At 65.3% G+C, this 21,102-nt stretch carries 19 protein-coding genes; 16 read left to right on the top strand and 3 right to left on the bottom strand.

Going from position 1 to position 21,102, the window contains the following annotated elements:
• Positions 1–1,067: 1,067 nt before the first annotated feature.
• Entirely contained in the window at positions 1,068–2,792 is a 1,725-nt protein-coding gene (gene ilvD / locus AABA84_RS16740) for a dihydroxy-acid dehydratase (protein WP_212249690.1), read from the top strand.
• Positions 2,779–3,609 (top strand): tetratricopeptide repeat protein, encoded by an 831-nt coding sequence (locus AABA84_RS16735; RefSeq protein ID WP_212249687.1) that lies wholly within the window; start codon positions 2,779–2,781, stop codon positions 3,607–3,609. The genes ilvD and AABA84_RS16735 overlap by 14 nt, the downstream gene beginning before the upstream one ends.
• Positions 3,610–3,670: 61 nt before the next feature.
• Here AABA84_RS16735 and xth read toward each other — a convergent pair whose 3' ends face one another.
• A complete protein-coding gene (gene xth, locus AABA84_RS16730) occupies positions 3,671–4,468 on the bottom strand; it encodes an exodeoxyribonuclease III (RefSeq protein WP_338312540.1) in 798 nt (265 codons plus the stop codon).
• 134 nt (positions 4,469–4,602) lie between these two features.
• Between xth and AABA84_RS16725 the strand changes: the two genes are divergently transcribed.
• A complete protein-coding gene (locus tag AABA84_RS16725) occupies positions 4,603–6,933 on the top strand; it encodes an ATP-binding protein (protein WP_338312539.1) in 2,331 nt (776 codons plus the stop codon).
• A gap of 4 nt (positions 6,934–6,937) precedes the next feature.
• Here the strand turns inward: AABA84_RS16725 and erpA are convergent, their stop codons facing one another.
• Complete coding sequence (erpA, locus tag AABA84_RS16720) at positions 6,938–7,267, bottom strand: iron-sulfur cluster insertion protein ErpA (protein ID WP_015685900.1); 330 nt, start codon at positions 7,265–7,267, stop codon at positions 6,938–6,940.
• Positions 7,268–7,390: 123 nt separating this feature from the next.
• Here erpA and AABA84_RS16715 point away from each other — a divergent pair, with 123 nt between their 5' ends.
• The 12 genes from AABA84_RS16715 to surE all read left to right on the top strand — a co-directional run bounded on the left by AABA84_RS16715 (position 7,391) and on the right by surE (position 19,631).
• The gene (locus AABA84_RS16715; RefSeq protein ID WP_338312538.1) at positions 7,391–8,599 is read left to right on the top strand and encodes a deoxyguanosinetriphosphate triphosphohydrolase; all 1,209 of its coding nucleotides are present in this window, start codon (positions 7,391–7,393) and stop codon (positions 8,597–8,599) included.
• Positions 8,600–8,608: 9 nt separating this feature from the next.
• On the top strand, positions 8,609–10,399 hold the full coding sequence (gene argS / locus AABA84_RS16710; RefSeq protein WP_338312537.1) for an arginine--tRNA ligase: 1,791 nt from the start codon (positions 8,609–8,611) through the stop codon (positions 10,397–10,399).
• Positions 10,400–10,540: 141 nt separating this feature from the next.
• Entirely contained in the window at positions 10,541–12,178 is a 1,638-nt protein-coding gene (locus AABA84_RS16705) for an SPOR domain-containing protein (protein ID WP_338312536.1), read from the top strand.
• Positions 12,179–12,224: 46 nt separating this feature from the next.
• Positions 12,225–13,253: a beta-N-acetylhexosaminidase gene (nagZ, locus tag AABA84_RS16700; RefSeq protein WP_212249668.1), complete on the top strand. Its 1,029-nt coding sequence runs from the start codon at positions 12,225–12,227 to the stop codon at positions 13,251–13,253.
• Positions 13,250–14,089: a segregation and condensation protein A gene (locus AABA84_RS16695; RefSeq protein WP_018317872.1), complete on the top strand. Its 840-nt coding sequence runs from the start codon at positions 13,250–13,252 to the stop codon at positions 14,087–14,089. Before nagZ ends, AABA84_RS16695 begins: the two co-directional genes overlap by 4 nt.
• A 21-nt stretch (positions 14,090–14,110) precedes the next feature.
• The gene (scpB, locus tag AABA84_RS16690; protein ID WP_338312535.1) at positions 14,111–14,875 is read left to right on the top strand and encodes an SMC-Scp complex subunit ScpB; all 765 of its coding nucleotides are present in this window, start codon (positions 14,111–14,113) and stop codon (positions 14,873–14,875) included.
• Between the two features lie 165 nt (positions 14,876–15,040).
• Positions 15,041–15,274, top strand: coding sequence for a twin-arginine translocase TatA/TatE family subunit (locus AABA84_RS16685; RefSeq protein WP_028145381.1), 234 nt, complete (start codon positions 15,041–15,043; stop codon positions 15,272–15,274).
• An 88-nt stretch (positions 15,275–15,362) separates the two neighbouring features.
• Entirely contained in the window at positions 15,363–15,878 is a 516-nt protein-coding gene (tatB, locus tag AABA84_RS16680; protein ID WP_028145380.1) for a Sec-independent protein translocase protein TatB, read from the top strand.
• Positions 15,875–16,690: a twin-arginine translocase subunit TatC gene (gene tatC, locus AABA84_RS16675; protein ID WP_038949160.1), complete on the top strand. Its 816-nt coding sequence runs from the start codon at positions 15,875–15,877 to the stop codon at positions 16,688–16,690. Before tatB ends, tatC begins: the two co-directional genes overlap by 4 nt.
• A gap of 229 nt (positions 16,691–16,919) precedes the next feature.
• The gene (gene serS, locus AABA84_RS16670; protein ID WP_338312534.1) at positions 16,920–18,251 is read left to right on the top strand and encodes a serine--tRNA ligase; all 1,332 of its coding nucleotides are present in this window, start codon (positions 16,920–16,922) and stop codon (positions 18,249–18,251) included.
• A 151-nt stretch (positions 18,252–18,402) separates the two neighbouring features.
• Positions 18,403–18,765 carry a hypothetical protein gene (locus tag AABA84_RS16665; protein ID WP_338312551.1) on the top strand — a complete coding sequence of 121 codons (363 nt, stop codon included), beginning with the start codon at positions 18,403–18,405 and terminating at the stop codon, positions 18,763–18,765.
• 98 nt (positions 18,766–18,863) lie between these two features.
• On the top strand, positions 18,864–19,631 hold the full coding sequence (gene surE / locus AABA84_RS16660; protein ID WP_338312533.1) for a 5'/3'-nucleotidase SurE: 768 nt from the start codon (positions 18,864–18,866) through the stop codon (positions 19,629–19,631).
• A 115-nt stretch (positions 19,632–19,746) separates the two neighbouring features.
• On the opposite strand, the gene AABA84_RS16655 is transcribed toward surE, so the two are convergent.
• Complete coding sequence (locus AABA84_RS16655; protein ID WP_338308047.1) at positions 19,747–20,118, bottom strand: response regulator; 372 nt, start codon at positions 20,116–20,118, stop codon at positions 19,747–19,749.
• 227 nt (positions 20,119–20,345) lie between these two features.
• Here AABA84_RS16655 and AABA84_RS16650 point away from each other — a divergent pair, with 227 nt between their 5' ends.
• Positions 20,346–20,996: a protein-L-isoaspartate(D-aspartate) O-methyltransferase gene (locus tag AABA84_RS16650; RefSeq protein ID WP_212249660.1), complete on the top strand. Its 651-nt coding sequence runs from the start codon at positions 20,346–20,348 to the stop codon at positions 20,994–20,996.
• Positions 20,997–21,102 lie beyond the last annotated feature (106 nt).

The raw sequence follows: 21,102 nt of genomic DNA, 5'->3' as shown, positions 1-21,102 counted from the left end.
CGTACGGCAAAACCGTGTGGTCCTTGCCGTCGTTGCTACGGGCAAGTCCTGCGAAGGTGCGAGCGAGCCCAACCGGGCAGACTGCATCATCCAATTCGCGGGGCGAGGGAGGCCAGAAGGAATGGTCGGCTCCCGGGAGATCACGGCATAAGCCGTCCAGCCACTGCGCAGGGAAGGCCGAGTGATCGGCACCACCTGTATGCTGCTGTGCGGTTCTTTCTGCGTGCGCTTTTCGCGCAGCGGACCGCGGGTGCGAGCTGGCACCCGGCCTTCCCTGCGCCCTCTTGGATTGGAGGGTGGAGAGATCAAGCAAAGCTCGGGTGAAATCCGCCGCGAGGACGCGAAGGCGTGTCCACGATTTAAATGCAGGTTGGAGGAGGAGTACCGCCACCTCATACTCCGTCATTGCGAGGAGCTCGCGACAAAATTGCGTAGCAATTTTGCGCTGATGCGACGAAGCAATCCAGAATCTCTCGGCGGAAAGACTCTGGATTGCTTCGCTCCGCTCGCAATGACGAGGAGGAGAGAGCCTGCGTCAAACTCTCGTCTCGTGCCCCGGACGCAGCGCAGCGCCCCGGCGATGCGCTGCAGAGCCGGGGCCCATGTTTCCGCGAGCGCAATCTGTGGTTTCTGGGTCCCGGCTCTGCGCCGCAACGCTTCGCGCGTTGCGACTTGTCCGGGACATGGGAGGGAGTAGCTAACGAGCGGAGGGGGCACCGACTCAGTTGCGCACGCCTGGTTGCCGAGGAGGAGTTGGGCGCAGTGTGCGTACCACAAAATCTGAAGTTGTGGATCGTCATCTTCCTGAGGGTATTGCAGTAATCCAACCCGTGTCTTCCCGGTAACGATTGTTGTGTCTCCGCAACACTCATCCCGGATTTAACCCTCATCACCGGCGGTTCGCATCGTCGCCGCTTTTTGGCCACACCCGAACATGAATAAAATCGCTCTAATGTTTTAAGGGCAGCGGCGGTCTTCGAAGGGCCACGAGAAAATCCCAAGGTCGATTCAAATCTTGGCTCTGATTTTTCGGGTCTGAAAGGGTTGACCGGGGAAACTGGTTTGCGATGGACGCGAAGAGCAACATCAAGCAGAGGCTGCCGAGCCGTCACGTGACGGAAGGCCCTACACGCGCGCCCCATCGGTCCTACTTCTACGCCATGGGTCTGACCACCGCGCAGATCCACCAGCCCTTCGTCGGCGTCGCCTCCTGCTGGAACGAGGCCGCTCCCTGCAACATCGCGTTGATGCGCCAGGCGCAGGCGGTGAAGAAGGGCGTGGCGTCAGCCGGCGGCACCCCGCGTGAGTTCTGCACCATCACCGTCACCGACGGCATCGCCATGGGGCATGACGGCATGCGCTCCTCGCTGCCGTCGCGCGACTGCATCGCCGATTCGGTCGAGCTGACTGTCCGCGGCCATGCCTATGACGCCCTGGTCGGGCTCGCCGGCTGCGACAAGTCGCTGCCGGGCATGATGATGGCCATGGTCCGCCTCAACGTGCCCTCGATCTTCATCTATGGCGGCTCGATCCTGCCCGGCACGTTCCGCGGGCAGCAGGTCACCGTGCAGGACATGTTCGAGGCCGTCGGCAAGCACTCCGTCGGCGCCATGTCGGACGAAGACCTCGACGAGATCGAGCGCGTGGCGTGCCCCTCGGCGGGCGCCTGCGGTGCGCAGTTCACCGCCAACACCATGGCGACCGTGTCCGAGGCGATCGGCCTCGCACTGCCTTACTCGGCCGGTGCCCCGGCGCCCTATGAAATCCGCGATGCCTTCTGCATGACCGCGGGCGAGCAGGTGATGGACCTGATCGCCCAAAACATCCGGCCGCGCGACATCGTCACCCGCAAGGCGCTGGAGAATGCCGCCGCCGTGGTCGCCGCCTCCGGCGGCTCGACCAATGCTGCGCTGCACCTACCGGCGATCGCGCATGAGTGCGGCATCAAGTTCGACCTGTTCGATGTTGCCGAAATCTTCAAAAAGACACCATATGTCGCGGATTTGAAGCCGGGTGGCCGTTATGTCGCCAAAGACATGTTTGAAGTAGGTGGCATACCGCTTCTGATGAAGACGCTGCTCGACAACGGCTTCCTGCACGGTGATTGCCTTACCGTCACGGGCCGCACGATCGCCGAAAACCTCAAGAGCGTGAAATGGAATCCGCACCAGGATGTGGTGCACCCGGCAGACAAGCCCATCACCGTCACTGGCGGTGTGGTCGGTCTGAAGGGCAATCTGGCGCCAGAAGGTGCGATCGTGAAAGTCGCGGGAATGTCCAACCTCAGGTTTACCGGTCCGGCCAGGTGCTTCGACCGTGAGGAGGATGCTTTCGAGGCGGTCCAGAAGCGCACCTACCGCGAAGGCGAAGTCATCGTGATCCGCTACGAGGGGCCCAAGGGCGGCCCCGGCATGCGGGAAATGCTCCAGACCACTGCGGCGCTGACCGGCCAGGGCATGGGCGGCAAGATCGCGCTCATCACCGACGGCCGCTTCTCCGGCGCCACCCGCGGCTTCTGCATCGGCCATGTCGGGCCGGAAGCGGCCATTGGCGGCCCGATCGGGCTGCTCGAGGACGGCGACATTATCGAGATCGACGCGGTCGCCGGTACCCTTAACGTAAAATTGAGCGACGCCGAGCTCGCCCAGCGCAAGACCAAATGGAGCGCTCGCGCGACTAACCACACGTCGGGTGCGCTCTGGAAATATGCCCAACAGGTTGGACCAGCGGTCGGGGGGGCAGTGACCCATCCGGGCGGCGCGCACGAGAAACAGTGCTATGCGGACATCTAGGCGTGCCATAGTTGCGTTTGTGTTGGGGGTCGGTGCGCTGGCCGCGCCGGCGCTTGCCTTCGACGGCGCGCCGGTCAACCCGAAGGACGCGACCATCCCGGTCGTGACCGCCTTGCCGGGGACCGCGGCGACCGCACGCGGCAAGGTCGCGCCGGCGGCTGTGCCTCAGGAGACCTCGCTTAGTGCGCTGCAATATGCCGCCGAGGGTGGTCACCCCATCGCGCAGTGGAAGCTCGGCCGCATGTACGCCAATGGCGACGGCGTCGCCCAGGACGATCTGCGTGCCTTCGAATATTTCAGCCGGATCGCCAATGCGCATGCCGAGGACAGCCCGTCGGCGCCGCAGGCGCAGATCGTGGCCAACGCCTTCGTCGCGCTCGGCCGCTACTATCTGAGCGGTATCCCGAACTCGAAGGTCAAGTCGGATCCGGAGCGGGCGCGGGAGATGTTCTCCTATGCGGCGTCCTATTTCGGCAATGCCGACGCGCAATACGATCTCGCCCGGCTCTACCTGAAGACGCCGGACGCCTCGCGCGAGGATTTCCGCTACGGCGCGCGCTGGCTCGGCCTTGCCGCGCAAAAGGGCCAGCACGAGGCGCAGGCGCTGCTCGGCCAGATGCTGTTCAACGGCGACCGCCTGCCGCGGCAGGCCGCGCGCGGCCTGATGTGGCTGACGCTGGCGCGCGACAGCGCTGGTACCGACGAGACCTGGATCAAGGAAAGCTACAGCCGCGCCTTCGCCAAGGCCTCCGACGACGACCGCGCCATGTGCCTGCAAATGCTGGAACAGTGGGTGCAAGGCGGCCGCCGGGAGTAGCTCGGCAACGTCGGGGCCGGTAGGTGGGCAAGGCGCAGCGTACCCACCATCTCTGCGGACGTTACGCCGCCTCCAGATCCAGATCCGCCCACACCGGCACGTGGTCCGACGGCTTCTCCCAGCCGCGCACATAGCTGTCGATCCCGACATTGGCGAGCCGGTCGCTGGCCTGTGGCGACAGCAGCAGATGGTCGATCCGCAGGCCCTGGTTCTTCTGCCAGGCCCCGGCCTGGTAGTCCCAGAAGGTGTACAGGCCGGGCTCATCGGTGACGGCCCGCAAGGCGTCGGTCAGGCCGAGGCCGAGCAGGGACTGAAAGCTCTCCCGCGTCTCCGGCTTGAACAGGGCGTCCTCGGTCCAGGCGGCGGGGTTATGGACGTCGCGGGCGTGCGGGATGACGTTGAAGTCACCGGCGAGGATCAGCGGCTCCTCGGTCTTCAGGCGTTCCTTCGAATACTCAAGAAGCCGGGACATCCACTTGAGCTTATAGGGATATTTCTCGGTCCCGACCGGATTGCCGTTGGGCAGATAGAGGCAGGCGATGCGCAGCACGCCAGACTTCAGCGTCACCACGCCCTCCAGGAAGCGGGCGTGGGCGTCCTCGTCGTCACCGGCAAGGCCCGACTTGGTCTCGTCGAACCGGAGCTTGGAGAGCAGCGCGACGCCGTTGAATGTCTTCTGCCCGTGCGTGACCACGTTGTAGCCGAGCGCCTCGATCTCAAGCCGCGGAAAGGCCTCGTCGACGCATTTGATCTCCTGGAGGCAGACGATGTCCGGCTGGCACTCCCTCAGCCAGGTCAGCAGCAGGTCGATCCGCTGCCGGACCGAGTTCACGTTCCAGGTGGCTACTCTGATGGTCATGTCGGCGGGCTCCGGGCAGGGGTCCTGGTTAGAACAAACTGCAAACGCGCCCGTCAAGGACGCCGCAAAATCTCCCACAAAATTAACCCGGCTTAAGCAGCCAGCAGGCCATTGATCGTCAAAAGGTTCCTCGCATGGGATGGCCGGACAAGACGATGAAGCGAACCGAGCCGCGTGACGGCCTGATCGGCGCGTTCCTGTACTGGCTCGGCGGCTTCGAGATCGAGGACGGCCTGACCGCCGATCTCAGCGAGCGCGAGATCCGCCGCATCCGCGCCAAGCAGATCGACGCCGTGACGCGGCTGATTCCCGTGACGATGGCGGTGACGATGCTGAACGTCGGCATCGTGCTGATCCTGTTCTGGGGCCGGGGCTGGAACGACTTCCTCGCGATCTGGGGCCTGACGCTCGCCACCACCGCCTCGCTCGCGGTGCGCGCCTGGCGGCGGTCGTATCAGAACCCGCCGCAGGAGGCCTCGCCCCGCGCCGCGCGGCAGATGCTGCGGCAGGCGGTCTTCCTCGCCGCGGCCTGGGGCGCGCTGCCGCTCGCTCTGTTCAGCCGCATCGAGCCGACCAGCCAGCTGATCCTGGCCTGCCTGATGGTCGGCATGATGTCGGGCGGCGCCTTCATGCTCTCGACCTTCCCGCGCGCCGGCCTCGTCTATCTCGCCACCATGACGGTCGCCTGCGCCGGCGCGCTGCTGCTTTGCGGCGCCGGGCCGTATCTGGTGACGGCGGTGTTCCTGCTGCTGTTCGCATTCTTCATGGCGCGCAACATCGTCTCGCAAGGCAATCTGTTCCTCGGCAATCTCAAGGCCCAGCTCGAGCTCGAACGCCAGACGGAGATCATCTCGCTGCTGCTGAAGGACTTCCAGGAGAACGCCAGCGACTGGCTGTGGCAGACCGATGCCGAAGGGCATCTGGTCGACGTGCCCGAGCGCTTCGCAGACGTCGCTCAGCTGCCGCTTCCGCTGCTGAAGGGATCGCATTTCGCCGACGTGCTCGACATGCTGTGCCCGGAGGACAAGAGCGCGGCCTACAACGTCGTCGGCCTGATGGAGCAGAACGAGCCGCTGCACGAGATGAACCTCAAGGTCGTCGCCGGCGGCGAGGCGCGGCTGTGGTCGCTGACGGCCAAGCCGGCCTATGACCGCGAGGGACAATTCTTGGGCTATCGCGGCTTCGGCCGCGACGTGACCGAACGCTGGCGCGCGGAAAAGGCCGAGGCCGAGAGTCGCGCCAAGTCGGACTTCCTCGCCGTGATGAGCCACGAGATCCGCACGCCCATGAACGGCGTGCTCGGGCTTGCCAGCATGCTGCTCGAGACCAAGCTCGATCCGGAGCAGCGCGAGGCCGTCACCACGATCCGCGAGTCCGGCGACAATCTCCAGCGTATCCTCAACGACATCCTCGATCTGTCCAAGCTCGAGGCCGGGCGCTTCACCTTCGAAGTGATCGACTTCGCCCCGCAGGCGCTGGTGGAGGCTGTCGGGACCGTGGTCCGGGCGAGCGCCAAGGGCAAGGGGCTGACGGTCAAGCTGGAACTCGACCCGAACCTGCCGCCAACGCTGCGCGGCGACGTCGCGCGCATCCGCCAGGTGCTGCTCAACCTCGCGTCCAACGCGGTGAAGTTCACCGATGAAGGCGAGGTGACGATCTCTGCGACCTGCCAGGCGCGCCGCGACTTGCTGGCGACCGTTGAATGGACGGTGACCGACAGCGGCATCGGCATCGCCCCGGAAAAGCTCGGCCAGCTCTTCAGCGATTTCGCGCAGGCCGACGCCTCGATCAGCCGCCGCTTCGGCGGCACCGGGCTTGGACTTGCGATCTCACGGCGCATCATCGAGCAGATGGGCGGCACCATCGGCGTTACCTCGACGCCGGGGCAGGGATCGACCTTCCGTTTCACGCTGGTGCTGCCCTGGAGCCAGGCGCAGCCCTCCGAGCAGGCGGCCGGCCACGACGAGGCCGACGAGCTCAAGGCCCGGATCGCCGGCCTCGATCGGCCGCTGAAGGTGCTGGTCGCGGAGGACGATGCGGTCAACCGCATGGTCGTGAGCAAGATGTTGGGGGCGTTCGACGTCGAGCTGCGCGTCGTCACCGACGGCACTGAAGCCGTAGCGGCGGCATCCGAAGGCCATTACGACGTGGTGCTGATGGACGTGCGCATGCCCGACATGGACGGGCTCGCCGCCACCCGCGCGATCCGCGCGCAAGGCGGCCGCTACGAGGCCCTGCCGATCGTCGCGCTGACCGCCAACGCCTTCCCCGAGGACGTCAGGATCTGCCGCGAGGCGGGCATGTCGGACTTCCTCGCCAAGCCGCTGCGCAAGCCGGCGCTGGTGGCGGCCTTGCTGCGTGCGCTCGACGGCCACGTGATGTCGGAGGACGCGCCGCTTCAGCCGGAGCTGATGCCGGCCGAAATGGAATGGACGGATGAGGAGAAACAGATAACCGGCGTTTAGCCGGTCAGATCGAGAAGCTGGTGCCGCAGCCGCAGGACGCCGTCGCGTTGGGGTTGTTGACGCGGAACGAGGCGCCGATCAGGTCGTCGACGAAATCGACCTGCGAGCCCGCCAGGAACGGCTGCGAGGCGGAATCGACCAACACCACGGCGTTCTCCTGCTCGATCACGAGATCGTCGTCGGTCCGCGCACGGTCGATGTCGAATTTGTACTGGAAACCCGAGCAGCCGCCGCCCTCGACCGAGATGCGCAGCATCGCGCCGGTCCCTTCGCCCTTGAGGATCTCCCCAATCCGGCGTGCGGCGCGGTCACTGATGGTCACGTCGGTCGTCATGGCTCGTCTCCGATAGTCCCGCGGTCATACCAGGTTCACTTGGCCAATTCATTTGGTATCCCGCGTCCGGCATAGTTAAGTGCAAGGATACGCAGAATCAAATGGATAGGGACTAAATTCGTCGTGTCCGTCGGAATGGCTGCCCCCCATGCGCCCTATGCCTGCGATCCCGACCGCAGCCGCGGCCGGCTGGTCGCCGAGCCGCCGAGCCGGACCCGCAGCCCGTTCCGGCGGGATTGCGACCGGGTGATCCACTCCACCGCGTTCCGCCGCCTGAAGTACAAGACCCAGGTGTTCGTGTTCCACGAGGGCGACCACTACCGCACAAGGCTGACCCATTCGCTGGAGGTGGCGCAGATCGCCCGTGCGCTGGCCCGGCAGCTCGGGCTGGACGAGGACCTCACCGAAACCCTGGCGCTGGCCCACGATCTCGGTCATCCCCCGTTCGGCCATGCTGGCGAGCGGGCGCTGGACGCCTGCCTGAAGGATTTTGGCGGTTTCGACCACAACGCCCAGACGCTCCGCGTCGTCGCGTCGCTGGAGCATCGCTATCCCGAGTTCGACGGGCTCAATCTGACCTGGGAGTCGCTGGAGGGCATCGTCAAGCATAACGGTCCGCTGACCGACCGCAGCGGCGCGCCGGTGGGGCGCTATCGCGAGCACGGCATTCCCGTCGGCATCGCCGACTACATCAAGACCTACGACCTCGAATTGTGGAGCTTCGCCTCACTGGAAGCGCAGGTCGCCGCCATCGCCGACGACATCGCCTATGACGCCCACGACATCGACGATGGCCTGCGTGCCGGCCTGTTCCATCTCGACGATCTCAAGGTGATGCCGCTCACGGCTGAGATCATCGCCGAGACCTCGGCGCACTATCCCGACCTCGAAGACCTCAGGCGCGGTGCCGAGCTGGTGCGCGAGCTGATCTCGCACCTGATCGGTGCGGTGTTCGCGCAGGCGCAGAAGAACCTCGCCGCGGTGAAGCCCCAATCGGCCCAGGATGTCCGCCAGCAGAGCCGGGCGCTGATCGCATTTCCGGCCGAGGTCGCCGAGGAAGAGGCCGCCATCAAGACCTTCCTCTACCACCACATGTACCGTCACAAGCGGGTGATGCGGGTGATGGGGGAGGCGGAACAGATCCTGTTCGACCTGTTCGCGAAATACCTGAAATCCCCGGGCGACCTGCCGCCGGAATGGCTCTCGGGGGCGGAGGCTGACAATGAGGGTGACCGGGCTCGCCGGATCGGCAATTTCATTGCCGGAATGACCGACCGTTTCGCCCTGACCGAGCACCAGCGGCTTTTTGACTCGACCCCGGATTTGCGTTAGGCGGCGGCCATGCCCGACACATCCTCAGCACTGCATTTGTTCGCCGACGTGCTTGCACGCGTGCACGCCGCCTGCCGTACGCTGGCCGTGGAAGCCAACTGGCCCGAGGGCATCGATTTCTCGCGCGTGGTGGTCGAGCCGCCGCGCGATCCCTCCCATGGCGACATGGCGACCAACGCCGCGATGGTGCTGGCGAAAGAGGCAAAGGCCAAGCCGCGCGACCTCGCCGAGCAGATCGCCGAGCGGCTCCGTGCCGACGCGTTGATCGCCAAGGTCGACGTCGCCGGCCCGGGCTTCATCAACCTGACCCTCAAGCCCGCCGCCTGGGCCGAAGCGCTGCGGACCGTGCTGCGTGAAGCCGCCGATTACGGCCGCGTCCGCGGCGGCTCCAAGGTCAATGTCGAATATGTCTCGGCGAACCCGACCGGGCCGATGCATGTCGGCCATTGCCGCGGCGCCGTGTTCGGCGACGCGCTGGCGAGCCTGCTTCAATTCGCAGGCCACGACGTCACGCGCGAATATTACATCAACGACGCCGGCGCCCAGGTCGACGTGCTCGCGCGCTCCGCCTTCCTGCGGTATCGCGAGGCGCTCGGCGAGGACATCGGTGCGATCCCGGAAGGCCTCTATCCCGGAGACTACCTGAAGCCGGTCGGGCAGGCGCTTGCGAAGGAGCACAGCGACAAGCTCCTCGCGATGAGCGAGGCCGAGTGGCTGCCGCCGGTGCGCGCCAAGGCGATCGCGATGATGATGGACGAGATCAAGGACGATCTCGCCGCGCTCAACATCCGCCACGATGTGTTCTTCTCCGAGCGCTCGCTGATCGAGACCGGCAACAACAAGGTCGCCGAGACCATCGATTTCCTGAAGGCCAAGGGCGACATCTACGAGGGCCGCCTGCCGCCGCCGAAGGGCGCGCCGGTCGAGGATTGGGAAGACCGCGAGCAGCTGCTGTTCAAGGCGACCGCTTACGGCGACGATGTCGATCGTCCGCTGATCAAGTCGGATAATTCCTACACCTACTTCGCCTCCGACATCGCCTACCACAAGAACAAGTTCGACCGTGGTTTCGCGGAGATGATCGACGTCTGGGGTGCCGACCATGGCGGCTATATCAAGCGCATGCAGGCGGCGGTGAAGGCGACGACGTCAGGCAAGGGCTCGCTCGACGTCAAGATCGTCCAGCTCGTGAAGCTGCTGCGCAATGGCGAGCCGGTGAAAATGTCCAAGCGGAGCGGGGACTTCGTCACCTTGCGTGAGGTGGTGGATGAGGTCGGCCAGGACGCCGTCCGCTTCATGATGCTTTACCGGAAGAACGACGCGGTGCTCGACTTCGACCTCGCCAAGGTCATGGAACAGTCACGCGACAACCCGGTGTTCTATGTCCAGTACGGCCACGCCCGCGGCCATTCGATCTTCCGCAACGCGCGGGCGGAGGTGTTCCCGGAACTCCCGGAGGATACCGGCGAGCGCATTGCCTGGCTCGCTGAGTCGGCGGTGGAACGGCTGTCAGACCCCGTCGAGCTCGACCTGCTCAAGCGTCTGGCAATATTTCCGCGCATGCTGGAAGCCGCGGCAAGCGCCCACGAGCCGCACCGAATTGCCTTTTATCTCTATGATTTAGCCAGCGAATTTCATGCACTTTGGACGAAGGGGCGCGATTTGCCCTATTTACGCTTCATTATCAATAATGATGCAGAGCTTACAAAGGCGCGACTGGCCATGGTCCAGGGCGTCGTCTCGGTTCTGGCATCGGGCCTCGCCATCCTCGGCGTCCATGCTCCGAACGAGATGCGGTAGTTTGGGGCGAACTACTTAAGGGGAATATCGGGGGTAACCGGCAGAAGCCGGATCGCTTAGACTTGGTTGAAAGCCTTGTGGGTCGAAAGCCGTGCCTTGGTCGAGGGGCGCGCGGCTTTCCCGAAGGGACGCATCATCACGATGGCCGAACGATATCAGGACAGACCGTTTCCCTCCGATGACTATGGTCGCGGCGGCGCCCAGCATGGCAAGGCGGAAAGCGATCCCTTGGCCGAGCTCGCCCGCCTGATCGGACAAACCGATCCATTTGCCGCGCAATCGCGGCCCGGCGCGCATCCGCCGGCAGCCCCTGCGCCCGCGCAGAGCTATCAGGACGACGACTATCGGCAAGAGGATCGGCAAGACGATTATCAGCAGGACTATGCCGAGCAGGCCACGCCGGCGCAGCCCGGGCCGCCCTCATGGATGCGGCGCGCCAACGTGCAGCCGCAGCCGGCGCCAGCTCCCGAACCGGACTATCCCGTTTCCGTAAACCCGGTCCATCCGTTGCACCGCTATTCAGCCCAGCCTGCCGCGCCTGAGCCTGATCTTCATCAGCCGCAGGCTTATCAGGATCACGCCTATCAGGATCACGCCTATCAGGATCACGCCTATCAGGGGCAGGCCTACCAAGGGCAAGCCCACCACGATCAGGCCTACCAGCAGCAGGATCAGGCCTACCAGCAACAAGCCTATCAGGAGCCGCACCAGCAGCCCGATCCGGCGCGCTATGACGATGCGCTCTACGGCCGGCTGGAGGCAGGCGAGCAGGACTATCAGCGCGAGCCGGCCTATCCCGACGATCCCTACGCGTATCAGAGCGACTATCCCGATGCGGAGGTCGACGAGCCCAAGAAGCCGCGCGGCGGCATGATGACGGTCGCGGCGATCCTGGCGCTCGCCGTGGTCGGAACCGGCGCCGCCTTCGCCTACAAGACCTATGTCGGCTCGCCCCGCAGCGGCGAGCCACCGATCATCAAGGCCGACAACACCCCGACCAAGATCGTGCCCGCGCCGACTGATTCCTCGGCCAAGGTGCCGGATCGCATGGTGAGCGGCGATGGCACCGAGAAGATCGTGCCGCGCGAAGAGGCGCCGGTTGACGTCAACGCCAAGGCGGGCGGTCCCCGCGTGGTGTTCCCGCCGCTGAACCAGAATGCGAACCCGCCGTCGGTCGCGAGCGTGTCGCCGTCTGCGGTGCCGCCGCCGAGCACCGGAGCGGCGTCAAGCAACGGCACGATACCGAACAATTCGCCGCGCCCGATCAGGACTGTCGCCGTGAAGGGCGATCAGACCGATAGTGCCACGCCGCAATCGGCCGCTGCCGCCAGGCCAACGGCAGGGCCGAAACCTGTGGCTGCGCCCGTTGCACCGGCCGTGCCGCGCAATCCGCCGACCTCGGCCAATGCCAGCGCCAATCAGCCGATGTCGCTGGCGCCGCAATCGGTCCCGGCGGCCGAACCGCCGCAGCGGATGGCTGCGACCAGCCCGACGCAAATCACGCCCGCCAGCAGCGGCGGTGGCGGCTACATCGTGCAGGTCTCCTCGCAGCAGAGCGAGGATAGCGCCGCCGCGTCGTACCGCGTGCTTCAGAGCAAATATGGCAGCGTGCTCGGCTCCCGTTCGCCGGTGATCAAGCGCGTCGACCTCTCCGACAAGGGCAAGGGCGTCGTCTACCGCGCCTTCGCTGGGCCCTATGGTTCGGCGGAGGAGGCGACGCACGCCTGCAACAGCCTGAAGTCTGCCGGCTTGTCCGCCTGCTTCGTCCAGAGGAATTAACGGCCGTTTCCTTGACCCCCTCGCGGGTCAGGGTTAATCGGCCGTTATGAGCACGCGGGCCTTCATTACCGGTGTATCCGGAACGGAACTGACCGCCGTCGAGCGGGAGTTTATCCGCGACCAGCGCCCATGGGGCTTCATCCTCTTCAAGCGCAATGTCGCAACGCCAGCTCAAGTCGCTGCACTGGTTGCGGAATTGCGGACGGCGGCGGGTGCTGCCGACGCGCCTGTCCTGATCGATCAGGAGGGCGGGCGGGTGCAGCGCCTGGGACCGCCGCACTGGCCGGTCTATCCGCCGGGGGCCGTTTTCTCGACCTTGTACGACACTGATTCGGCACTCGGGCTCACCGCAGCGCGCCTGTCCGCCCGTCTGATCGCAGCCGATCTTGCCGATCTCGGCATCACCGTGGACTGCTTGCCGCTGGCCGACGTGCCGATCGAGGGCGCCGATGCCGTCATCGGGAACAGGGCTTATGGCACCGAGCCCGGCAAGGTCGCGGCGATTGCCCGCGCGGTCACCGAGGGCCTGGAGCAGGGCGGCGTGTTGCCGGTGCTCAAGCACATCCCCGGCCATGGCCGGGCCACCGCGGACACCCATTTCAAGCTGCCGACGGTCGATACGCCCAGGGGCGAATTGGAGCGGACCGACTTCGCCGCCTTCAAGCCGCTGTCGGACCTGCCGATGGCCATGACTGCACATGTTGTGTTTAGCGCGGTCGACCCCGCCCATCCGGCGACGACATCTGCGACAATGATCGCTGACGTGATTCGCGGCGCAATCGGGTTCCAGGGTTTGTTAATGAGTGATGACGTGTCGATGAACGCGCTGTCGGGGAATATCGCCGAGCGGACCCGCGCCATCTTCGCGGCCGGCTGCGACATGGCGCTGCATTGCAACGGCAACATCGAGGAAATGCGCGAGGTCGCCGGCCAGACACCTGAGCTGTCGGGCCGGGCGCTGGAGCGGGCGAACGCCGCGCTCGCCGCGCGCAAGGCGCCGCAACCGCTCGACCGCGTCGCCGCACGCACTGAGCTGGACGCATTGATCGCACGGGCAAACACGGCATCCGCATGACCGCAGAAATTCTATCCTTCGAAACCGGGCGGCCCGCAGAGCTTGCCGAGGGTGAGCCGGCGTTGGTGGTGGACGTCGAGGGCTATGAGGGCCCGCTCGACCTGTTGCTTGCGCTGGCGCGGCAGCAGAAGGTCGACCTCGCCAAGATCTCGATCCTGGCGCTGGCCGACCAGTATCTCCACTTCATCGAGGCCGCGCGAAAGATCAGGCTTGAGCTTGCCGCCGACTACCTCGTGATGGCGGCATGGCTCGCCTTCCTGAAGTCGCGCCTGCTGCTGCCGGAGCCGCCGAGCGCGGAAGGCCCGAGCGCCGAGCAGATGGCGACCGCGCTCGCCAACCGCCTGCGCCGGCTGGAGGCCATTCGCGAAGCCGCCAACCGGCTGATGAACAGGCAGCAATTGCTGCGCGACATCTTCCCGCGCGGCGAGCCCGAGCAGATCGCCGAGATCAAGCATCCGAAATACACGGCGACGCTGTACGATTTGCTCACCGCCTACGCTTCGCAGCGCCAGTCGCGCGTGCTGGCGAGCGTGCATCTGGCCAAGCGCACGGTGTGGTCGCTCGCCGAGGCGCGCGCCACGCTGGAGCGGCTGGTCGGCAGCATCAGCGAGCAGGACGATTGGGGCGTGCTCGACGATTTTCTGGTCCGGCATGTCGCCGATCCGACGCAGCGCGCGACGGTGTTCGCCTCGAGCTTTGCTGCTGCGCTCGAATTGGTGCGCGAAGGTCAGCTGGAGCTGAACCAGAAAGAGGCGTTTGCGCCCATCTATTTCCGGAAGGGGCGCCCCAAACCGGTGCCGGACGCAGCTCCTGCGCCTGATGCGCCGGTCGGTTAAGTGCAAGAAGGAGAAGCTGCCATGGCAAGCCTGGCTGAAGTGCGGGTAGAAGAGGCCGAGCCGATGGAGAACGAATCCCAGGCACGTCCCGAGGAATTGCGGCTGCTGGAAGCGCTGCTGTTCGCTTCGAGTGAACCGCTGGATACCGCGACGCTGGCCAAGCGGATGCCCGAGGGCGTCGACGTCAAGGCCGCGCTCGAGCAATTGCAGGCCGACTATTCCTTGCGCGGCGTGAACCTCGTTCGCGTTGCGAACAAATGGACCTTCCGCACGGCCGGCGATCTCGCCTGGCTGATGACGCGGGAGAGCACCGAGACCCGCCGCCTGTCGCGGGCGGCGATCGAGGTGCTGGCGATCATCGCCTATCACCAGCCGGTGACGCGCGCCGAGATCGAGGAGATCCGCGGCGTCGTCACCTCGAAGGGCACGCTCGACGTGCTGCTGGAGACCGGCTGGATCAAGCCGCGTGGCCGTCGCAAGACGCCCGGCCGTCCGCTGACCTTCGGAACCACCGAGGACTTCCTGTCGCAGTTCACCCTGGAGCAGCTCGGCGATCTGCCTGGCCTCGAGGAGCTGAAAGGCACGGGCCTCCTGGATTCGCGCCTGCCGACCGGATTCAGCGTGCCCACGCCGTCGGACGACCCGCAGCTCCGCGAGGACGAGGATCCCTTGGAACCGGGCGAGGACCTCGATCTGGCGCTGGCGCCTGCGGTCGAGCCCGAGACCCCGGAAGAGACCCCGGAAGGCGGCCAAGAGGGCGGCGGCGAAGGCGGCACCGAAGAGTGAGGCCTTTGCGTTACCGGTGCCCTGCGACCGGTTAACACTAGCAAGATTACGTAGTGCCAACAGCGAATTGGCGCTGCCTTGGTCCTTGTTTTTGACACCTGCCAAGCCTAGGTTTCGGTGAAGATCGGCCGGGTCCCCGGCCATGCGCGTTTGGAGGGTTGCAGGATGGGTTCACTCAGCATTTGGCACTGGATCCTGGTGATCGCAGTGGTCCTGCTGCTGTTCGGCCGCGGCAAGATTTCGGATCTGATGGGCGACGTGGCGCAGGGCATCAAGGCGTTCAAGAAGGGCATGCAGGACGACGACAAGCCCGCCGAGAAGCCCGAGCCGGCCAAGTCCATCGAGCACAACAATGCGCCGACCGCGGCGCGGTCCGACGTCGGCAGCAAGGCCGTCTGAGCCACAGAGCACGCGAGACGCGGGGTGCGGCCCGATCCTGCGCGCAAGGGATTGGGTCGGCTGCGGCTTCGCGTGAACGGAAGACCTCATGTTCGACATCGGGTGGAGTGAACTGGTCCTGATCGGGGTCGTGGCCTTGATCGCCATCGGCCCGAAAGAGCTGCCGGGCGTGCTGCGCATGGTCGGCCAGTGGATGGGCAAGGCCCGCAAGATGGCGGCCGAATTCCAGGGCCAGTTCCAGGAAGCGATGCGCGAGGCCGAAATGGCCGACCTCAAGAAGAGCTTCGACGAGGTCAAGGAGGCCGCGACCGGCTTCAATCCGCTGTCCTCGCTCCAGAAGGACGTCAGCGACGCGCTCCGCGTCGACGCGCTGGACAAGCCCGCCGAGACGCCGACCACGACGGCTGTCGAACCACCGGCGACTTCAATTGAAGCGCCTGTCACTCCTACCACTCCGGAAGCGCCGACGCCCGCGACCTTCATGGAAGCCGAGGCGCATGCGGCTGCGAACGAGCCGCTCGCGATCACCCGTGAGGTCGAGCAGGCGCAGGTTGCGCAGGACACCGCGCCATCCGAAGCGATCAAGGACGCCAAAGCGTCATGAGCGACGCCGATATCGAGGCCAGCAAAGCCCCGCTGATGGACCACCTGATCGAGCTGCGCTCGCGGCTGATCAAGGCGCTGCTCGGCTTTGGCGTGGCCTTCATCTTCTGCTTCTTCTTCGCCAAGCAGATCTACAACGTGCTGGTCTGGCCGTTCGTGTGGGTCGCGGGTCCGGAGAATTCCAAGTTCATCTACACGGCGCTGCTGGAATATTTCATCACCCAGCTCAAGCTCGCGCTGTTCGGGGCCGGCTTCATCTCGTTCCCGATCGTGGCGACGCAGATCTACAAATTCGTCGCGCCCGGGCTGTACAAGCACGAGAAGCAGGCCTTCCTGCCGTATCTGGTCGCAACCCCGTTCTTCTTCGTGCTCGGCGCGGCGCTGGTCTATTTCGTCGTACTGCCGATGCTGGTCCGCTTCTCGCTCGGCATGCAGCAGGCCGGCAGCGACGAGACCGCGCAGATCCAGCTCTTGCCCAAGGTCGGCGAATATCTGTCGCTGATGATGTCGCTGATCTTCGCCTTCGGCATCGCCTTCCAGCTTCCGGTGATCCTGACGCTGCTCGGGCGGATCGGCATCGTGACCTCGAAGATGCTGCGCGAGAAGCGCCGCTATTTCATCGTCATCGCCTTCGTCATCGCGGCCGTGCTGACGCCGCCCGACGTGCTCAGCCAGTGCTCGCTCGCGCTTCCCTTGCTCTTGCTCTACGAGGGCTCGATCATCGCGGTGGGGATGGTGGAGAAGAAGGCGGCGGCAGCCGCGCAGGCCACCACCGGCACCGACGTGTCGACGCCGGCCAATCCGGCGGAGTAGGGCGCCGCCGCACGCTCCGTCGTCATTCCCCGCCTTGTGCGCAATTGCGCACTGGAGCGGGGAATCCAGTACGCCGCGGCCTATCGGGGAATCACCGCTGTCTCTGGAATACTGGATCATCCGCCTTCGCGGATGATGACAGCTGTGCTAGGGGGAGCGGCCATTTGCATGTTTGCATGAATGCAAATCCAGGATTTGCAGGCTTGCAACAAGCCCCAGGACCACAGTCATGCATGACATCAAATCGATCCGCGACAATCCGCAAGCCTTCGACGCCGGCCTCGCCCGGCGCGGCCTGAAGCCGTTGTCGGCCTCGCTGCTCGCGATCGACGAGACGCGGCGCGCGGCGATCCTGGCCTCCGAGCAGGCGCAGGCGCGGCGCAATGCGGCGTCGAAGGAGATCGGCGATGCCAAGAAGGCGAAGGACGAGGCGCGCGCGGCCAAGCTGATGGCCGAAGTGGCCGAGCTCAAGACCACGATGCCGCAGCTCGAGGCCGCCGCCAAAGCCGCCGATGACGAGCTGACCAAGGAGCTGTCCGCGATCCCGAACATTCCGTTCGACGAGGTGCCCGACGGCGTCGACGAGCACGGCAACGTGCAGCGCCACGTGTTCGGCAACAAGCGCAACTACGGCTTTGTGCCGAAGCTGCATGACGATCTCGGCACCGCGCTCGGTGACATGGATTTCGAGGCGGCGGCAAAGCTCTCCGGCGCCCGCTTCGTCGTGCTGAAGAAGGGACTGGCGCGGCTCGAGCGCGCGCTCGGCCAGTTCATGCTGAATCTGCACGTCGACGAGCACGGCTATACCGAGATCAATCCGCCGCTGCTGGTGCGCAACGAGATCATGTTCGGCACCGGACAATTGCCGAAGTTCGAGGACGACCAGTTCTGGGCGATCAAGGGCGAGCTGCTTGCGTCGCCCGACCAGGAGCGGCTGAGGACAGAGCGCCTCGGCCTCATTCCGACTGCTGAAGTGTCGCTCACCAACCTCGCGCGCGAATCCATCCTCGACGAGAAGCAGCTGCCGATGCGGCTGACGGCGCTGACGCCGTGCTTCCGTGCCGAGGCCGGCGCTGCCGGGCGTGACACGCGCGGCATGATCCGCCAGCATCAGTTCACCAAGGTCGAGCTGGTCTCGATCACGACGCCGGAAGTGAGCAAGGACGAGCTGGAGCGGATGCTGTCCTGCGCCGAGCAGGTGCTGCAGAGGCTCGGCCTGCATTATCGCGTGATGACGCTCTGCGCAGGGGACATGGGTTTCTCGTCGCAAAAAACCTATGACATCGAGGTCTGGATGCCGGGCCAGGGCGAGGGCGGGGCGTTCCGCGAGATCTCGAGCTGCTCGGTCTGCGGCGACTTCCAGGCACGACGCATGGACGCGCGCTCGCGCGGTCCCGACGGCAAGCCGCGTTTCGTCCACACGCTGAACGGCTCGGGCACCGCGCTCGGCCGCGCGCTGATCGCCGTGATGGAGACGTATCAGCAGGAAGACGGCTCGATCGCGGTCCCCGATGTGCTGCAGCCCTATATGGGCGGCGTGAAGGTGATCGGGCGCGACTGAGGCGTTTTCGAGCGAGGTGGATACCGGTTCGCGTCAAGAAAACGCGTCAAGACAAGAATCGCGCTGCCCGTCTGAAATGCTGGAAACGATCGGTTGCGCGGAATGGGCGGCCGGCTATCCTGCCGGCCCCCGCAACGCGAACCCACCGTTCATGGCCTTGCACCGCGACATCTTCTGGGTCGGCCGACAATGGGCGGTGACGGGGGCCGGGATCCAGGCTGTCGATCAGCGCCTGCGTGGCGTGCTCGATATCGAGATCGCGCGGCTCTGGGACGACGATCTCGTGCAGAGCCGGCGAGCCAAGCCCGGTGTGAATGCTGCCGACTTCGACAACGCGCTGACGGTGGCCCGCGAACGTTTTCCGCGAGAGCCGGAGCCGGACGCGTTCGTTGCGCAATTGGAGGCGCTCGGCGTGATCGAGGCTCCCGTCGCCAGTCCGGTGCTGCCGGCAATGCAGCTGCGTACGGAGGGCCGTCTGGCGCGCTTCCTGCCGCAATGGCGCATCCGCCGGTAGCGGGACGAGGCCAGGAACCTCCCATCGGCCGGTTTGCCTGATCGGCCGGAGCCGGATAAGACGGCTTGGACCCCGCTTTTTTGGAATCGAACCTCCGCATGCGCATTCTCTGCACCAATGACGACGGCATTCACGCCCCCGGCCTCAAGGTGGTCGAGGAAATCGCGCGCGCGCTGTCCGACGACGTCTGGGTGGTGGCGCCCGAGCTCGACCAGTCCGGCGTGTCGCATTCGCTGTCGTTGAACGATCCCTTGCGGCTGCGCGAAGTCGGCCCGCGGCACTTTGCCGTGCGCGGCACGCCGACCGACTGCGTCATCATGGGCGCGCGCCATATCCTTGGGTCCAAGCTGCCCGACGTCGTGCTGTCCGGGGTCAACAAGGGCCGCAACGTCGCCGAGGACGTGGTCTATTCCGGCACCATCGCCGGCGCGCTGGAAGGCACCATCCTGGGGTTGCCGTCGTTTGCGCTGTCGCAGGAGTTCAGCGTCGAGACTCGCGAGCACCCGCCATGGGACACCGCGCGCAAGTTCGGGCCCGACATCCTGCGCAAGGTGATTGCTGCGGGCATCCCGAAGGACACGGTGATCAACGTCAACTTCCCGTCCTGCGCGCCGGAAGAGGTGCTCGGCGTCCGCGTCACGCGTCAGGGCAAGCGCAATCTCGGTTTCCTGCGGATCGACGAGCGCAAGGACGGCCGCGGCAACCCCTATTTCTGGATCGGTTTCGAGCGCACCGCGATGATGGACGCGCCGGCCGACGGCACCGATTTGGCGGCGCTTCGCGAGCGCTATGTCTCGGTCACCCCGCTCAGGCTCGACCGCACCAACGAAGCGTTTTCGGAAGAGCTCAGCGCGACGCTGAAGTAGCAGTTGACGATGAGAAGCTTGTAGCCCGGATGGAGCGAAGCGTAATCCGGGGCTGTCGTAGCTTGTGGCACGATTCCCGGATTGCGCTTCGTTCCATCCGGGCTACGGAAATCGGCTAGCCGCCGCGAAGCGCGGCTTCGATGGTCTTGCCGAGCGCGTCGAGCTGGAACGGCTTTTGAAGCGCCGGCCGATCGCGGTACTGCTCGGGCAGGCCGGAGGAACCGTAGCCGGTGGCGAAGATGAAGGGGCAGCCCTTCGCCTTGATCACGTCGGCGACCGGCGAGATCACCTTGCCGTTGACGTTGACGTCGAGAATGGCGATGTCGAACTCGGTCGCCTGGGCGAGCCGCATGGCCTCGGGGATGTCGCCCGCCTCAGCTGCGACCTTGTAGCCAAGCTCTTCGAGCATGTCCGCGACCATCATCCTGATCATCACCTCGTCCTCGACGAGGAATACAGAGCGGCCGGAAAGCCCTGTCGCGGTCATAGTTGAGTCCCTTGCCCATTGCCAAAACGTTCGCAGATAACACGAATTGACGCAATGCGCGTTTCGACGAACGGATACCTGAAAATGGTCACCGCGGCTCGCCCATGGCAAGCCAATTTGTGGTCAAATGCTCCAGGCGAAGGTTATCATGGGTTCCTGAGCAGGAACACGATTCCTGGGCCCGGGCTTAACGTCCACCGGACCCGGCAAGACAGCACAAGCAGGCAATGACCTCCCATCAGCATCCGCCGGAAAAGATGATGTTTCAGCTCTCGCTGAGGCGTCGGGGCATCAGCAATCAGGCGGTGCTGCGAACCATGGAGGAGGTGCCGCGCGAGCTTTTCGTCGACGCGGCCGATCGCGACGGCGCCTATCGTGACAGCGCGCTGCCGATCGCCTGCGGGCAGACCATCAGCCAGCCCTTCGTGGTGGCCTACATGACCGAGCAGCTCCAGCTCCAGAAGCGGCATCGCGTGCTCGAGATCGGGACAGGTTCCGGCTATCAGGCCGCCGTGCTGTCGCGGCTCGCCGGCCAGGTCCTGACGGTCGAACGCTATCGCAAGCTGGCCGACGCGGCACGCGCCAGGCTCGAAAAGCTCGACTGTCACAATGTCGAGGTGATGCTCGGCGACGGGCTCAATCTGCCGCCCAATATCGGCCCGTTCGACCGCATCATCGTCACCGCCGCGGTGGAGCAGCTTCCGGACAATCTGGTCGAGCGGCTCGAGGTCGGCGGCATCCTGATCGCGCCGGTCGGCCCGCATCAGGGCGTGCAGACGCTAATCCGCCTGACCCGGACCGAAGCCGGGATCGAGCGCAAGGAACTCGTCGAGGTCCGCTTCGTGCCGGCACTGCCCGGGGTGGCGCGGGAGCTGTAGATTTCCGGATCGGCTGTGCCGCCAACATCTTATTGGGAGGGTTAAGCCGTTATTTACTCGGCGCGTGTTTACTTAAAACACCAGTTCTGTTGCGTACGAGTGAGTA

It is taken from the genome of Bradyrhizobium sp. TM239, from assembly GCF_036247985.1.
GTDB lineage: Bacteria > Pseudomonadota > Alphaproteobacteria > Rhizobiales > Xanthobacteraceae > Bradyrhizobium > Bradyrhizobium ottawaense.
The sequence above is the reverse complement of the archived record's forward strand: the minus strand, read 5'-3'. Positions and strand labels throughout refer to the sequence as shown.

Coding starts and splice junctions, on each gene's coding strand:
- ilvD (WP_212249690.1), top strand. CDS start 1,068: ATGGACGCGAAGAGCAACATCAAGCAGAGGCTGCCGAGCCGTCACGTG.
- AABA84_RS16705 (WP_338312536.1), top strand. CDS start 10,541: ATGGCCGAACGATATCAGGACAGACCGTTTCCCTCCGATGACTATGGT.
- AABA84_RS16735 (WP_212249687.1), top strand. CDS start 2,779: ATGCGGACATCTAGGCGTGCCATAGTTGCGTTTGTGTTGGGGGTCGGT.
- AABA84_RS16665 (WP_338312551.1), top strand. CDS start 18,403: ATGGCCTTGCACCGCGACATCTTCTGGGTCGGCCGACAATGGGCGGTG.
- surE (WP_338312533.1), top strand. CDS start 18,864: ATGCGCATTCTCTGCACCAATGACGACGGCATTCACGCCCCCGGCCTC.
- AABA84_RS16650 (WP_212249660.1), top strand. CDS start 20,346: ATGACCTCCCATCAGCATCCGCCGGAAAAGATGATGTTTCAGCTCTCG.
- xth (WP_338312540.1), bottom strand. CDS start 4,468: ATGACCATCAGAGTAGCCACCTGGAACGTGAACTCGGTCCGGCAGCGG.
- tatB (WP_028145380.1), top strand. CDS start 15,363: ATGTTCGACATCGGGTGGAGTGAACTGGTCCTGATCGGGGTCGTGGCC.
- AABA84_RS16685 (WP_028145381.1), top strand. CDS start 15,041: ATGGGTTCACTCAGCATTTGGCACTGGATCCTGGTGATCGCAGTGGTC.
- AABA84_RS16655 (WP_338308047.1), bottom strand. CDS start 20,118: ATGACCGCGACAGGGCTTTCCGGCCGCTCTGTATTCCTCGTCGAGGAC.
- argS (WP_338312537.1), top strand. CDS start 8,609: ATGCCCGACACATCCTCAGCACTGCATTTGTTCGCCGACGTGCTTGCA.
- nagZ (WP_212249668.1), top strand. CDS start 12,225: ATGAGCACGCGGGCCTTCATTACCGGTGTATCCGGAACGGAACTGACC.
- erpA (WP_015685900.1), bottom strand. CDS start 7,267: ATGACGACCGACGTGACCATCAGTGACCGCGCCGCACGCCGGATTGGG.
- AABA84_RS16695 (WP_018317872.1), top strand. CDS start 13,250: ATGACCGCAGAAATTCTATCCTTCGAAACCGGGCGGCCCGCAGAGCTT.
- AABA84_RS16725 (WP_338312539.1), top strand. CDS start 4,603: ATGGGATGGCCGGACAAGACGATGAAGCGAACCGAGCCGCGTGACGGC.
- scpB (WP_338312535.1), top strand. CDS start 14,111: ATGGCAAGCCTGGCTGAAGTGCGGGTAGAAGAGGCCGAGCCGATGGAG.
- tatC (WP_038949160.1), top strand. CDS start 15,875: ATGAGCGACGCCGATATCGAGGCCAGCAAAGCCCCGCTGATGGACCAC.
- serS (WP_338312534.1), top strand. CDS start 16,920: ATGCATGACATCAAATCGATCCGCGACAATCCGCAAGCCTTCGACGCC.